The 13,652-nt window shown below is 72.9% G+C and carries 12 protein-coding genes; 6 read left to right on the top strand and 6 right to left on the bottom strand.

The window, feature by feature from the left end; all coding sequences use genetic code 11:
* Both ACGFI7_RS11725 and ACGFI7_RS11720 read left to right on the top strand, forming a co-directional pair.
* Complete coding sequence (locus ACGFI7_RS11725; protein ID WP_393402464.1) at positions 1–213, top strand: DUF2277 domain-containing protein; 213 nt, start codon at positions 1–3, stop codon at positions 211–213.
* A 58-nt stretch (positions 214–271) separates the two neighbouring features.
* A complete protein-coding gene (locus ACGFI7_RS11720) occupies positions 272–2,185 on the top strand; it encodes a hypothetical protein (RefSeq protein WP_393402461.1) in 1,914 nt (637 codons plus the stop codon).
* Here ACGFI7_RS11720 and ACGFI7_RS11715 read toward each other — a convergent pair.
* Entirely contained in the window at positions 2,169–2,654 is a 486-nt protein-coding gene (locus ACGFI7_RS11715) for a hypothetical protein (RefSeq protein WP_393402458.1), read from the bottom strand. The two genes, ACGFI7_RS11720 and ACGFI7_RS11715, sit on opposite strands and share 17 nt — an antisense overlap.
* Positions 2,655–2,748: 94 nt before the next feature.
* Between ACGFI7_RS11715 and ACGFI7_RS11710 the strand changes: the two genes are divergently transcribed.
* Genes ACGFI7_RS11710 through ACGFI7_RS11700 form a run of 3 tightly spaced genes read left to right on the top strand, consistent with a single transcriptional unit; the run spans position 2,749 to position 5,069 of the window.
* Positions 2,749–3,426: a response regulator transcription factor gene (locus tag ACGFI7_RS11710; RefSeq protein ID WP_393402455.1), complete on the top strand. Its 678-nt coding sequence runs from the start codon at positions 2,749–2,751 to the stop codon at positions 3,424–3,426.
* Positions 3,423–4,655, top strand: a complete 1,233-nt coding sequence (locus ACGFI7_RS11705; protein WP_393402452.1) for an ATP-binding protein — start codon at positions 3,423–3,425, stop codon at positions 4,653–4,655. The genes ACGFI7_RS11710 and ACGFI7_RS11705 overlap by 4 nt, the downstream gene beginning before the upstream one ends.
* Positions 4,656–4,691: 36 nt before the next feature.
* On the top strand, positions 4,692–5,069 hold the full coding sequence (locus ACGFI7_RS11700; RefSeq protein WP_393402449.1) for a PepSY domain-containing protein: 378 nt from the start codon (positions 4,692–4,694) through the stop codon (positions 5,067–5,069).
* 3 nt (positions 5,070–5,072) lie between these two features.
* On the opposite strand, the gene ACGFI7_RS11695 is transcribed toward ACGFI7_RS11700, so the two are convergent.
* From ACGFI7_RS11695 to ACGFI7_RS11675, 5 genes are all read right to left on the bottom strand, one after another.
* On the bottom strand, positions 5,073–5,732 hold the full coding sequence (locus tag ACGFI7_RS11695; RefSeq protein ID WP_393402446.1) for an HNH endonuclease family protein: 660 nt from the start codon (positions 5,730–5,732) through the stop codon (positions 5,073–5,075).
* A gap of 88 nt (positions 5,733–5,820) precedes the next feature.
* A complete protein-coding gene (locus ACGFI7_RS11690; RefSeq protein WP_393402443.1) occupies positions 5,821–8,970 on the bottom strand; it encodes a 2Fe-2S iron-sulfur cluster-binding protein in 3,150 nt (1,049 codons plus the stop codon).
* Positions 8,967–9,215 carry a sarcosine oxidase subunit delta gene (locus tag ACGFI7_RS11685; protein ID WP_393402440.1) on the bottom strand — a complete coding sequence of 83 codons (249 nt, stop codon included), beginning with the start codon at positions 9,213–9,215 and terminating at the stop codon, positions 8,967–8,969. Before ACGFI7_RS11685 ends, ACGFI7_RS11690 begins: the two co-directional genes overlap by 4 nt.
* A complete protein-coding gene (locus tag ACGFI7_RS11680) occupies positions 9,215–10,417 on the bottom strand; it encodes a sarcosine oxidase subunit beta family protein (protein WP_393402438.1) in 1,203 nt (400 codons plus the stop codon). Before ACGFI7_RS11680 ends, ACGFI7_RS11685 begins: the two co-directional genes overlap by 1 nt.
* Positions 10,414–12,807, bottom strand: a complete 2,394-nt coding sequence (locus ACGFI7_RS11675) for an FAD-dependent oxidoreductase (RefSeq protein ID WP_393402435.1) — start codon at positions 12,805–12,807, stop codon at positions 10,414–10,416. Before ACGFI7_RS11675 ends, ACGFI7_RS11680 begins: the two co-directional genes overlap by 4 nt.
* A gap of 130 nt (positions 12,808–12,937) precedes the next feature.
* Between ACGFI7_RS11675 and ACGFI7_RS11670 the strand changes: the two genes are divergently transcribed.
* Entirely contained in the window at positions 12,938–13,537 is a 600-nt protein-coding gene (locus ACGFI7_RS11670) for a TetR/AcrR family transcriptional regulator (RefSeq protein ID WP_393402433.1), read from the top strand.
* Positions 13,538–13,652: the final 115 nt, after the last annotated feature.

Raw genomic sequence — 13,652 nt, 5'->3', positions numbered from 1 at the left:
ATGTGCCGAAGCATCAAGACCCTGCGCCCCCCGTACACCGAGGACGTCACCGAGGACGACGTGCGGGCGGCGGCGCTGCAGTACGTGCGGAAGATCTCCGGCTTCCGCACCCCCGCCCCGCACAACGCCGAGGCGTTCGACCGCGCGGTGGAGACGATCACCCGGGCCTCCGAGGAGCTGCTGAGCTCGCTGCGAGTTCGCGGATCCCGTTGACACGCCCGCCCGTCCGGAGAAGTGTCCGGGTGTAACCCACCGACTCCAGGGGGCGATCATGATCAGCGGGCTGTACGAGGGCCGTGACGGCGACATGACGCTGGCGCTCCGCGTCGACGTCGACGGGCCCAGGCCGACGGGCCGGGTGAGCGGCGACCTGTTCTCCACCGTGGGCGCGACCGTCACCTACGAAGGGTCCTTCGTCGCGCACGCGCCCGCCGTCCTGGCGGAGGGTGACGAGGTGCGGGTCGAGGGGCGGGGCGCGTTCACGTTCGCCACGCCCGACCGGGACGTGCGGGTCACGATCACCGACGGCGGCGGCACCGCGCACGTCGCCGGGCGGGCCTTCCCGGTCGCGTTCGCCTCGCGTCACTTCCGCAAGGTCGTGCTGGAGCAGGACTCGGTGGCCGGGGCCGTGCCGTTCGTCTCCTACCACACCGGCCGGTTGCGCGGGCCCGCCGGATCGCCGGCGCGCGAGCTGGACGTGGCGGGGGCCTGGGCGGAGGCGGGCGTCGAGCTGGCCGTGACCGAGCCGGGCGTGATCCCGGTGGACGGGTCCGGCCCCGACCTGGCCTGGGACGACGCCGAGCTGCATCACGCGATGACGCAGCAGTTCGGGCAGTTCGGCGACGCGCCGACCTGGCGGGTGTGGCTGCTCGTGGCCAGCCGGCACGTGGGCGGCTACCGGGGCATCATGTTCGACTACGACGACGCCCACCAGCGGCAGGGCGCCGCCGTCTTCCACGAGGCGATCAAGGGCGACTCGCCGGACGCGCAGCGGGCCCAGTTACGCACGTACGTGCACGAGCTCGGGCACGCGTTCAACCTGCTCCACTCCTGGCAGAAGAACCTCGCCTCGCCGCCTCAGCCGCTCGGCCCGCACGGCGGCTTCGGCGACCTGTCCTGGATGAACTACGTGCAGAACTACCGGCCCGGCGGCGAGGAGGGCTACTGGGCGGCGTTCCCGTTCCAGTTCACCGACGCGGAGCTGGTGCACGTGCGGCACGGCTTCTTCCGCGACGTCGCCATGGGCGCCAACGCCTTCGGCACCGGCGCCGCCGAGGCGGCCCCGTTCGAGCAGCCGCTCGAGGACCACTCGGGGCTGCGGCTGGAGGTGCGGGCCAAGGAGTGGTTCGGGTTCGGCGAGCCGGTGGTGGTCGAGCTCAAGCTCTCCTGTACGGGCGAGCCGCGCGTCACCCACGGCCACCTGCACCCCGACACGGAGTTCACCCAGGTCACGATCACCCAGCCGAGCGGCAGGACCGTGCTCTACCGGCCGATGATGCGCCACTGCGTCGACCGCTCCCCCGAGATCAGGCTCGACTCCGGCAACCCGGCCATGTACCGCAGCGCCTACATCGGCCACGGCCGCGACGGCCACTACTTCCAGCAGCCCGGCGAGTACCGCGTGCGCGCCCAGTACATCGCGGCCGACGGCTCGCACGTGGTCTCCCCGCCCTGCCTGGTCCGGGTCCGCTATCCGGCCTCGGGCGACGACCACCGGGTGGCCGAGCTGATGCTGGGCGAGGACCAGGGCAAGCTGTTCTCACTGCTCGGCTCCGACTCGCCGGCGCTGAGCTCGGGCAACCGGGCGCTGGAGGAGCTGATCGACCGGTACGGCGGCCACCCGCTGGCGGTCTACGCCCGGCTGGTCAAGGGGCTCGGCGCCGAGCGGGAGTTCAAGGCCATCGGGGCCGACAAGCGGCTGCGGATCCGGCCGCCCGACCCGAAGCAGGGCATCGAGCAGCTGGCCCAGGTGGCGAAGGCGGGCACGATCGACAACATCACGCTCAACATGGTCATGCGCCGCTGGGCCAGGGCGGAGGCGCGGCAGGGCGACCTGCCGAAGGCCAGGGCGGTCCTGGACAAGATGGTCGCGACCTTCCAGGCCAAGGGGGTCAACCCGATCATCATGGGGCAGATCAGAAGGCAGGCCGAGCTGACCTCGCAGGCGCTCAGTCTCGAAGCATGACCGGGCGGCCGCTCACGCACCGGACCTTGATCTCCACGTCCTCGGCGCCGTCGGCGTCGGCCTCGAACTCCACCCCGGCCTCGTGGTCGGGGCCGGGGTCGACGCCGTCGACGGAGTAGCCCTGCGCGGGGCTCCACGAGCGCAGCGTCACCTGGTCGCCGGCGCAGGTGGCGATGACGGTGCCGCCGGCGGTGCGGATGACCTCGCTGACCGGCGACGCCTGGGTGACCGTCGGTGAGGGGCTCCCCGTCGGGCCGGCTGAGGGGCTCGCTGTCGGGCCCGCCGACGGGCCCGCCGACGGGCTGCGGGGCACCGCGGTCGCCGTGGTCAGCGCGGCGCGGGCCTCCTCCTGCGTCATCACCCGGCCGGAGGCTCCGGTCAGCCCGCCGCCGAGCAGGCCGAGCACGGCCACGGCCGCCACGGTCGCGGCGACCGCGGTCAGCACCCAGGCCAGGACGAGTCGCTTCACACCCGCCACCTTCCCCCTCGTACGGCTAAGGCGGGGTTAAGACAGCCCTAAGAGGGTGCCTCGTACTCCGGTCCACCGTCTACGGTTTCACCATATGGCTGACATCCTGCTGATTGAGGACGACGTGACGATCCGCACCGCGCTGAGCCGTGGGCTGCGGGATCTCGGCCATGCCGTCTCATCCTCCCCCACCGCGCTCGACGGACTGCGGATGGCGGTCCAGGACCGCCCCGACCTGATCGTGCTCGACCTGGGGCTGCCCGACCTGGACGGCGCCGAGCTGCTGCGGATGCTGCGGGCGGTGAGCAAGATCCCGGTGATCGTGGCGACCGCCCGCGACGGCGACGCCGAGATGGTGCCGGTGCTCGACGCGGGCGCCGACGACTACGTGGTCAAGCCGTACAGCGCCGCCCAGCTCGACGCCCGCATCCGGGCGGTGCTGCGCCGGGCCGGCGAGTCCGCGCCGGACCCGCTCCAGGTGGGCGCGCTGCGCGTGGACCCGCGCGCCCGGCTGGCCGAACTGGACGGCGCGGCGCTCGACCTGACCCCGCGCGAGTTCGACGTGCTGCACTACCTGGCCGCGCGGGCGGGCGAGGTGGTCACCAAGCGGGAGCTGCTGACCGAGGTGTGGCAGCTCCCGTACGGCGGCGCGGACAAGACCGTCGACGTCCACCTGTCGTGGCTGCGCAGGAAGCTCGGCGAGACGGCGGCCGAGCCCCGCTACCTGCACACCGTGCGCGGCGTCGGGGTGAAGCTGGTCGAGCCCTCATGAGGCGCTGGCTGGCGCTGCTGGTCGCGGCCACCACGTCGCTGGTGCTGATCGCGCTGCTGGTGCCGATGGCGCTGCTGATCCGCACGGTGGCGGAGAACGGCGCGATGAGCCGCGCCACCGCCGCCGCCGAGTCGGTGGCCGTCTCGGTCGGCACCGCGGACCTGCCGCTGGCGGTCGAGCGCGTCGAGGAGCCGGTCACGGTGTTCCTGCCCGACGGGCGGGTGATCGGCGAGGAGGCCGAGCGCACCGACGCCGTCCGGCTAGCGGCGACCGGCCGCAGCGTCACCGCCGACTGGAAGGACGGCAGGGAGGTGCTGGTCGCGGTGCAGTCGCCGGAGGGCACCGTGGTCATCAGGGCGTACGTGAGCGGCGAGGAGCTGCTGCGCGGCGTCCGCGAGGCGTGGGCGGGCCTGCTCGTGCTCGGGCTGGCGCTGGTCGTGCTGGGCATCGTGCTCGCCGACCGGCTGGCCAGGGCCATGACGGCGCCGATCGACGGGCTGGCCAGGGTGTCGCACCGGCTGGCGGGCGGCGACCTGGACGCGCGGGCGGAGCCGGGCGGCCCGCCGGAGGTGCGGGCGGTCGCGCTGGCGCTGAACCACCTCGCCGGCCGCATCGGCGACCTGCTGGCGGCCGAACGCGAGTCGGTGGCCGACCTCTCGCACCGTCTCCGCACGCCCCTGACGGGTCTCAGGCTGGACGCGGAGTCGCTGCGGGACCCGGAGGAGGCCGCGCGCATGGGAGCGCGCGTGGACGCGCTCGAACGCGCCGTCAGCGCGGTCATCAACGACGCCCGCCGCCGCTCGGCGGGACGCGAGTCGTGCGACGCCACCGCGGTGGTGCGGGACCGGGTCCGGTTCTGGTCGGTGCTCGCCGAGGACCAGGGCCGCGAGGTCGACGTCGACCTGCCCGGCGGCGAGCTGCCGGTCGCGGCCGGCGCCGAGTCGCTGGCGGCGTGCGTGGACGCGCTGCTGGGCAACGTGTTCGCGCACACCCCGGAAGGCGCGGCCTTCTCGGTACGGCTCGCGCCGCACCCGGCGGGCGCCGTGCTCGTGGTCGGCGACACCGGCCCCGGCTTCGACCCTGCTCTGCTCGCCCGGGGCACCAGCGGCGGCGGCTCGACCGGTCTCGGCCTGGACATCGCCCGCCGCACCGCCGAGTCCACCGGCGGCGGCCTGACGGTCTCGTCCGACGGCGGGGCGAAGGTGGAAGTGACGTTAGGGAGGCCTTAACGCGGCGTTACCGGCGCCCGGGGTTTCCTTGAAGGCATGCAGACCACGACGAAAATCATCGTTGCCAGCGCCGCCGCCATGACCCTCGTGGCCGGTGGCTCCGCCGCCTTCGCCGCTTCCAAGAGCGCCGCCCCGCAGAGCTCCGTGTCGCAGGACTCCGCCGTCGCCCAGAAGGCCCCCCAGGTGACCGCTCAGCAGGCCATCGAGCTGGCCCTGAAGCAGGTGCCGGGCTCGTGGGTCTCCGAGGTCGACTTCGACGCCCGCGGCACCAAGACGGACGTGTGGGAAGTCAAGGCGATCAAGGGCGATGTGGAGCACGAGCTCGACTTCGACGCCGCCTCGGGCAAGCTCCTCAAGGAGGAGACCGAGCGGGCCGACGACGACGACCGTGACGACGACAACGACGACGACTGACGCTCAGCAGGAGTCGAGGATGCCCTCCATCGCGGCCTTCTCCGCCTGCGTCACCCAGAGCTCGTACTTCGCCTTCACATCGATCTGACGGGCGATGTACGCGCACCGGTAGGCCCGGCGCGGCGGCAACCACGTCGCCGCGTCGGAATCGCTCTTCTGCCCGTTGAGCGGGCCGTCGACGGCCAGCAGGTTGAGCGGGTCGTTGGCGAACTCCTTGCGCTTGGTCGCCGACCACTGCTGCGCGCCCTTCTGCCAGGCGTCGGAGAGCGGGATCAGGTGGTCGATCTGCACCTTGCTGCTGGTGTCCTGGCCGCGCTCGAACTTGATCGTCTTGCCGCTGTACGGGTCGTCCAGGACGCCGGTGAGAACGATGCAGTCATGGGTGCCCGGCTTGAAGGTCTCGTCGGACATGTCGCGCTTGAGTATGTCGTTGCGGGTGTCGCAGCCGTTGCGGTCGACGTCCGCCCAGGCGGGGCCGAACTCGTCCCGGTCGAACCCGGTCTTCGGCGCCCGGCCCTTGACGTCCAGCTCCTTCAGCTTGGCGCGCGCCTCCTTGACGTCGACCTTGGAGGAGGACGAGGAGGAACCGCTGTCCTTCTCCGCCTGCCGCTCCAGCTGCGCTTCCAGCTCTCCGCATCCGGTGAGCACTACCGCGGCGGTCAAACCCGCCAAGACCGCCCGAACACGCACTGCGACTCCCAGACTCGACTATCGATCGTCTAGGTATATCAATTTCCTCTTTGCCAGCGCTTTATCCCTCCATGGCATCAATCAACCACTCAGCGAGATAACTCGTGTACGAGGAGCGAACGAACACCCGGTAGCCGTCGCCGCGCCGTTCCAAGATCACCGGCGCCTTGCCGAGGACCGTCTGGGCGTGGCCGGTGAACACCGAGGGGTGCAGGTCGACGGGGCACCCGGTGATCAGCACGTCCCGCGCCCCAGGGCCGGTGAGCTCGATGACGGTCCGCTGACCTGAGACGTCGACCCAGCCGGGACCCGGCTCGGCCTCCCCGGCCACCAGCCACCAGTCCGGACCCAGCCGCATCCCCGTCCCGGGGTCGCCGCCTCGTACCTCCCACATGGGCACGAACGGCACCTCGCGCACCCGTACCCGGTCGTTCCCCGCGGCCGCGAACCGCGCCGCGAAGGCGGCGGCGGGGCTCTCCGCCCGCGGCGGCGGGAGATTCGCGCCACCGCGCGCGGCCACCGGCTCCCCGTCGCGGCGCGTGTTGTCCGGGTCGTGGAAGACCGGTGAGACGACCCGCACCGCAACCGTCGCGTCGCCCGAGACCGCCGTCAGGAGGTCGCCGTCCCGCACGTCGCGGGCGAGTGCCAGGCTGATGGAACGCCCGAGCGCGACGCTGGGATAGCTGGAGGTGACGTGGCCCAGCATCGGCCCGCGCCCGCCGTCGGCGACGAGCTGCGCGCCCTCCTCGACGAACGCCGACGGGTCCTCCGTCAGCAGGCCCACCAGCCGCTTGCGGTCGTCGCGCGCGGTGTCGGGCCGCGCGTGCGAGCGCTTGCCGACGAAGTCCGGCTTGCGCGCGGACACGATCCAGGACATGCCGAGGTCCTGCGGGGTGACCGTGCCGTCGGTGTCCTGGCCGACGATCGCGAACCCCTTCTCGGCCCGGAGCACGTGCATGGTCTCGGTCCCGTACGGCACGGCGCCGAGCTCCAGCACCGCGTCCCAGAGCGCCCGCCCGTAGGCCCAGGGCACGTTCACCTCGTACGCCAGCTCGCCCGAGAAGCTGATCCTGAAGACCCGGCCGGGCACGCCGAGCACGGACGCCCCGGTGTACCGCATGAACGCCAGGTCAAGCGACTCCGGGGCGACGGCGGCCATGACCCGGCGGGCCAGCGGCCCGGCCACCACGACGGTGGCCCAGTGGTCGGTGACCGAGGTGAGGCGGACGTCCAGGGACGGCCACTCGGTCTGGTTCCACTCCTCCAGCCAGTCGAGCACGGCGGCGGCGTTGCCGGTGGTGGTGGTCATCAGGTAGTGGTGCTCGCCCAGCCGGGTGGTGGTGCCGTCGTCGAAGACCATGCCGTCGGCGGTGCACATCAGCCCGTAGCGGCAGGCGCCGACGGCGAGCGTGGAGTACATGTTGGTGTAGATCCGGTCCAGGAACGCGCCCGCGTCCGCGCCCCGGATGTCGATCTTGCCGAGGGTGGAGGCGTCCATCGCGGCCACGGCCGTGCGGGCGGCCTCGCACTCGCGCCGCACCGCCTCGCGCAGCCCCTCGCCGTCGAGCGGGAAGTACCAGGGCCGCTTCCACTGGCCGACGTCCTCGAACACCGCCCCCCGGGCGACGTGCGAGGCGTGCATGGCGGTGGTCCTGGCCGGGTCGGACAGCGCGCCCCGGTCGCGGCCGGCCAGAGTGGCGAACGACACGGGCGTGTACGGCGGCCGGGACGTGGTGACGCCGACCTGGCCGGGGGCGGCGCCGAGCAGCTCCGACAGCACGCCGACGACCAGGGCCCCGGAAGTCTTGCCCTGGTCGGCGCCGGTGCTCGCGGTGGTGAACCGTTTGACGTGCTCCACCGAGCGCATCCCGGCCCCGGTGGCTCTCGCCACGTCGGCCACGGTGACGTCGCGCTGGAGGTCGACGAAGGCGGTGGGGTCGGGGTCCAGTTCGCCCCAGTACGCGGCGGGCGGGCGCGGCGCGGGCTCGTCCACCTCGGGCACCCGGAAGCCGGAGGAACCGGCCAGGTCGCCGACGGCCTCGGCGCCCGCCCGGTAACCGTCCTCGATCGCCTGCGCGGTCCCGAACAGCCCCCGGCAGGCCCCGGCCGAACGCTCGGCCTGCGCCGACTCGCCGGGCACGAACGCCCGCAGGGTCTCGTCGTACCGCAGCCTGCCCTGCGACTGGCTGAACAGGTGGACCGCCGGGTTCCAGCCGCCCGCCACCGCCAGCAGGTCCGCCTCCACCCGCTCGTCGCCGATCAGGACGGCCGCGAGCGTGCCGTCGGCTCCGGCCACGGTGCCGGTGACGCGCCGGCCGCCCATCGGCCCCCCGAGGCGCGGGTCCACGACGGCGGCGATCTCCACCCCGGCCGCCTCCAGGTCGCGGGCGGCCTCGTAGCCGGAGTCGGCGCACGCGTACACGACCGCCCGGCTGCCCGGCCGCACCCCGTACCGGTTGGCGTAGCTGCGCGCGGCGGCGGCGAGCATGACGCCGGGCAGGTCGTTGCCGGGGAACGGCAGCGACCGCTCGTGCGCGCCGGTGGCGAGCACGACGCGGCGCGTGCGGACGTGCCACAGCCGCTCGCCGCGCGGCCCGCGCTCGACGGCGACCAGGTAGTTGTGGTCGTAATAGCCGATCGCGGTGGTCCTGGTGAGCACCAGCACCTCGGGCAGCGCCGCCAGGCGGGACGCGACCGCGTCCGCCCAGTCCGCCGCCGGTGCGCCGTCGAGCGGGACACGGCTGCTCAGCAGGTCGCCGCCGAGCCGGGGCTGGTCGTCCATCAGGATCACCCGCGCGCCCGACTCGCCGGCCGCGAGCGCGGCGGCCAGCCCGGCGGGGCCGCCGCCCACCACGAGCACCTCGCCGTGCAGGTAGCCCTTGTCGTGGCGGCGCTCGTCCGTCGCGTCGGGATCGAGCCGGCCCTTGCCGCGCAGGCTCCACGCCTCCAGGCCCGCCCGCAGCTCGACGGTGGTGGCCGCCAGCATCGGGTCGGCGCCCACCCGGACCAGCGCGTTCGGCTCCTCGGGCCCGGCGGAGAAGATCCCGCGCGGGCGGCCCAGGTTCACGCTGTGCCCGACCACGCGTACGCCGGAGGCCAGCAGCGCGGAGGCGAGCGTGTCGCCCGGGTGGCCGTGCAGCGGCCGCCCGTCGAAGCGGAAGGGCAGCGTGACGGAGCGGTCGATCAGACCGCCGGACGGCAGACGGCTCATGGGGCCTTCCGGATCTCGTGGGTGACCGTGTGCCGCTCGACGGTGAACCAGGTGCGGCAGCCGAGGCCGTGGAACCACCGCTCGTGGAACCAGCCCCTGGGGTTGTCGCGCATGAACACGTACTCCGCCCACTCGCTGTCGGACAGCTCGCCGGGCGTCTCGGGGTAGGCGATGCCGGCCTGTCCGCCGTAGTGGAACTCGTTCTCGTCGCGGGGCCCGCAGAACGGGCAGTCGATGAGCATCATCAGTGCGCCACCGCCGCCGCGCCGTGCTCGTCGATGAGCGCCCCGCTGGTGAACCGGTCGAGCGCGAACGGCTCGGCCAGCGGATGGGGGGCGCCCTCGGCGATCGTGTGCGCGTAGACCCAGCCGGACCCCGGGGTGGCCTTGAAGCCGCCGGTGCCCCAGCCCGCGTTGACGTAGAGGCCGTCGACCGGGGTGCGGCCGATGATCGGGGAGGCGTCCGGCGAGACGTCCACGATGCCCGCCCAGGTGCGCAGCACCCGAGCCCTGCTGAAGATGGGGAACAGCTCCAGCGCCGCCGCCATCTGCGCCTCGATGACGTGGAAGGCGCCGCGCTGCCCGTAGGAGTTGTACGCGTCGATCCCGGCGCCCATCACCAGCTCCCCCTTGTGCGCCTGGCTGACGTACACGTGCACCGCGTTCGACATGACCACGCAGTCGAGCACCGGCTCCAGCAGCTCCGACACCAGCGCCTGCAGCGGGTGCGACTGCAGCGGCAGCCGGATCCCGGCCTTGGCGGCGAGCACGGAGGTGTGCCCGGCGGCGGCGAGCGCGACCTTGCCCGCGGCGATCCGGCCCCGGCTGGTCTCGACGGCCAGCACCCGGCCCTGGCTGATCTCGAAGCCGGTCACCTCGCAGCCCTGGATCAGGTCGACGCCGTACGCGTCGGCCTTGCGGGCCAGCGCCCAGGCCACGTGGTCGTGCTTGGCGATGCCGCCGCGCCGCTGGAGCGTGCCGCCCAGGACGGGGTAGCGGGCCCGGTCGGACACGTTGACGATCGGGCAGAACTTCTTGACCTCGTCGGCGTCGAGCCACTCGGCGTCCACGCCGCTCCGCCGGTTGGCGTTCACCCGCCGCTTGCCCTCGCGCACGTCGCCGAGGTTGTGCGCGAGGTTGAGCACGCCGCGCTGGCTGAACTGCAGGTCGTAGTCGAGCTCGTCGCTCAGCCCCTCCCACAGCTTCAGCGCGTGCTCGTAGATGGCGGCGCTCTCGTCCCACAGGTAGTTGGAGCGGATGATCGTGGTGTTGCGCGCCATGTTGCCGCCCGCGAGCCAGCCCTTCTCCAGGACGGCCACGTTCGTGATGCCGTGGTTGCGCGCCAGGTAGTAGGCGGTGGCCAGGCCGTGCCCGCCGCCGCCGACCACGACCACGTCGTAGGCGGGCTTCGGATCGGGGTCGCGCCAGAGGAAGTCGGGATGGGTCACCGTCGGATCTTCTCCATCTTCGGATCGAACAGCGGCTCGGCGGCGACCTCGGCCGGCACCCGCCGCCCGAAGTACGCGACCTCCACGGAGGTCCCCGGCTCGGCCAGCTCGGCGGGCAGCCAGGCGTAGGCGATGGGCCGCCTGATGGTGTGGCCGTAGGCGGCGCTGGTGACGTACCCGACGGCGCGGCCGTCGTGCCGGACCGGCTCCTTGCCCATGACCACCTCGGCGGTCAGCAGCGGCACGAGCCTGCGGGTGACCTCCGAGGAGAGCGCGTCGCGGCCCACGAAGTCCTTGCCCATCTTGACGGCGAACCCCAGCCCCGCCTCGTACGGGTCGTGCTCGGGCGTCATGTCGACGCCCCACAGCCGGTAGCCCTTCTCCAGCCGGAGACTGTTGAACGCGGCCCGGCCGCCCGCGACCGGCAGGCCGGTCGCCCAGAGCGTGTCCCACAGCTTGAGCCCGAGGTCGGCGGTGGTGTAGAGCTCCCAGCCCAGCTCGCCCACGTACGAGACGCGCATCGCGGTCACCGGCACGTGGCCGACGTAGCCGGTCTTGCAGCTGAAATAGCGGAAGCCGGTGTGGGACATGTCCAGGTCGGTGAGCGGCTGCACCAGCTCCCTGGCGTGCGGCCCCCACACGCCGACGCAGCAGGTGCCGGGCGTGAGGTCGCGCACGTACACGCCGCCCGGCGCGTGGCGGGTGATCCAGTCGAGGTCCAGGTTGCCGTTGGCGCCGATCTGGAACCGGTCCTCCTCGATCCTGGCCACGGTCAGGTCGGAGCGGACGCCGCCCTTGCCGTCCAGCAGGAGCGTGTAGGTGACGGAGCCCGGCTTCTTGTCCACGTCGTTGGTGGTCAGCCACTGCAGGAACGCCGCCGCCTTCGGGCCGCCGACCTCGATCCGCTTGAGCGGGGTCATGTCGTAGAGCGCCACGCCCTCGCGGGTGGCGCGCGACTCGGCCGCGGCGATCGGCGACCAGTAGCGACCGGCCCACGCGTCGCGCCGCTCGGCGCCGATCTCGTCCTGGGCCAGGTCCTCCAGCAGCGGCCGGTTGGCCTCGAACCAGTGCGGCCGCTCCCAGCCCGCGCCTTCCAGGAAGAAGCCGCCCAGCTCGCGCTGCCGCGGGTGGAACGGGCTGGTCCGCATCGGCCGCGGCGACTCCATCGGCTGCAGCGGGTGGATGACGTCGTACACCTCGACGAAGTTCTGCGCGCCGCGCTCGGCGATGAAGGCCGGGGAGAGCTGGACGGGCTCGAACCGGCTCAGCTCGCACTCGTGCAGGTCGGTCGCGGTCACCCCGTCCACCAGCAGCTCGGCCACCGCCTTGGCGACCCCGGCCGAGTGCGTCACCCAGACGGCCTCGGCCAGCCAGAACCCCTCCAGGTGCGGCGCCTCCCCGATCAGCGGGAAGCCGTCGGGGGTGAAGGAGAAGATCCCGTTGATGCCGTCCTCGTACTTGGTCTCGGCCAGCGGCGGCAGCAGCTCGCACGCGTCGCGCCAGGCGGGGTCGAAGTCCTCCTCGGTGAACGCCTGCACCGACGGCATCGTGGTGCCCCTGGGGCCGATCTCGTGCTGGGCGACGGGCATCGGGCGGTGCGCGTACGAGCCGACGCCGACGCGGTCGCCGTGGTGCCGGAAGTACAGGTCGCGGTCCTGGTGGCGCAGGATGGGGCCGGTGCCGGGGCTGCCCGGCAGCGGGCCCGACTTGGCGTACTGATGGGCCAGCGGCAGGAGCGGCACGGTCAGCCCGGCCAGCTCGCCGATCGACGGCCCCCAGAAGCCGGCCGCGCACACCACCACGTCCGCCTGGATGACCCGGTGGCCGTCGGCGGACTCGACGGCCACGCCGGTGACCCGGCCGCCGTGCTGCTCGACGCCGACGACGGTGTGCCCGCCGAGGAACCGCGCGCCGCGCTCGGTCGCCCGCCGCGCCTGCGTCTCACAGCAGCGCACGGCGGTGGCCAGCCCATCGGACGGCACGTGGAAGCCGCCGAGCACCTTGCCGGGATCGAGCAGCGGCCACAGCTCGCCGCAGGCGGCGGGGTCGATCAGGCGGCTCTCGACGCCCCACGCCTCGGCCCAGCCGTGCTTGCGGTGCAGGTCCTGCCAGCGTTCGGCGGTGGTCGCCACCTCCAGGCCGCCGACCTGCTCGAAACAGCCCAGCTCGGTGTACTTCCGCACGGTGTACGAGGCGAACTCGGTCATGGTCTTGGACGGGTTCGTCTGGAAGACCAGGCCCGGGGCGTGGGAGCTGGAGCCGCCGGTGGCGTGGAGCGGTCCCCGGTCGACGACCGTGACGTCCGTCCATCCGCGTGCGGTCAGCTCGTCGGCCAGGGCACAGCCCACGATGCCGGCTCCTATGATCACCAAACGAGGCCGGCTCGTCATGGGCCCTCCGGTTGTTCCTTAATACGCAACACGGACCGGACTACGCAACGAACATAAGGCCCAGCGATCCACTGGACAAGAGCCTCCCCGCATGGAGACGGACCGTCTCGTCTCTTGCTAGGATCGGGGCGTGCAACGACGAACCACACCCGACGCGGGCCGCCGCAGCGAAGCCTCCCGCCGCGCCATCCTCACCGCCGCCTTCGAGCTGGCCGGAGAGGTGGGCTACGCCAAACTCAGCGTCGAGGGCATCGCCGCCAGGGCGGGCGTCGGCAAGCAGACGATCTACCGATGGTGGCCGTCCAAGGGCGCGGTGCTCTTCGACGCGTTCCTGAGCCTGTCGCAGGGCCAGGACGGGCAGGAGGGCCTGCCCGACACCGGCGACCTGGAGGCCGACCTCAAGGTGGTGCTGCGCGCCACCGTCGACGAATTCGCCGACCCGCGCTACGACCGGCCGCTGCGCGCGCTCACCATCGAGATCATGAACGACCCGGAGCTGGCCGCTCTCTACGCCGAGCGGCTGGACGGGCCGATGAAGGAGCTGAAGAAGGCCCGGCTGCGCGCCGCCCAGCAGGCCGGCCACCTACCCGAGGACCTCGACCTGGACGTGGCGGTCGACCTGATCTGGGGGCCGCTGCTCAGCCGCTGGCTGCACCGCTCGGGCCCCCTCACCCACGCCTACGCCGACACCCTCGTCGAAACAGCCCTCCACGGCCTCCTCCCCCGCTGAGAGCCGACCCTCCCCCTCGCGCGTGATCAGGTGAGCCGCCGTCGACCGGGAGGATGACCCACGGCCCTCCCCCACCGACACCAAACCCATCCCCCTCGCGCGTGATCAGGTGATG

Source organism: Nonomuraea sp. NPDC048826 (assembly GCF_043198225.1).
Lineage (GTDB): Bacteria > Actinomycetota > Actinomycetes > Streptosporangiales > Streptosporangiaceae > Nonomuraea.
The sequence above is the reverse complement of the archived record's forward strand: the minus strand, read 5'-3'. Positions and strand labels throughout refer to the sequence as shown.

What these genes read in the sequence shown, in the direction of transcription:
- ACGFI7_RS11725 (WP_393402464.1), top strand. Translation starts at nt 1, where the DNA reads ATGTGCCGAAGCATCAAGACCCTGCGCCCCCCGTACACCGAGGACGTC.
- ACGFI7_RS11720 (WP_393402461.1), top strand. Translation starts at nt 272, where the DNA reads ATGATCAGCGGGCTGTACGAGGGCCGTGACGGCGACATGACGCTGGCG.
- ACGFI7_RS11710 (WP_393402455.1), top strand. Translation starts at nt 2,749, where the DNA reads ATGGCTGACATCCTGCTGATTGAGGACGACGTGACGATCCGCACCGCG.
- ACGFI7_RS11705 (WP_393402452.1), top strand. Translation starts at nt 3,423, where the DNA reads ATGAGGCGCTGGCTGGCGCTGCTGGTCGCGGCCACCACGTCGCTGGTG.
- ACGFI7_RS11700 (WP_393402449.1), top strand. Translation starts at nt 4,692, where the DNA reads ATGCAGACCACGACGAAAATCATCGTTGCCAGCGCCGCCGCCATGACC.
- ACGFI7_RS11690 (WP_393402443.1), bottom strand. Translation starts at nt 8,970, where the DNA reads ATGAGCCGTCTGCCGTCCGGCGGTCTGATCGACCGCTCCGTCACGCTG.
- ACGFI7_RS11685 (WP_393402440.1), bottom strand. Translation starts at nt 9,215, where the DNA reads ATGATGCTCATCGACTGCCCGTTCTGCGGGCCCCGCGACGAGAACGAG.
- ACGFI7_RS11675 (WP_393402435.1), bottom strand. Translation starts at nt 12,807, where the DNA reads ATGACGAGCCGGCCTCGTTTGGTGATCATAGGAGCCGGCATCGTGGGC.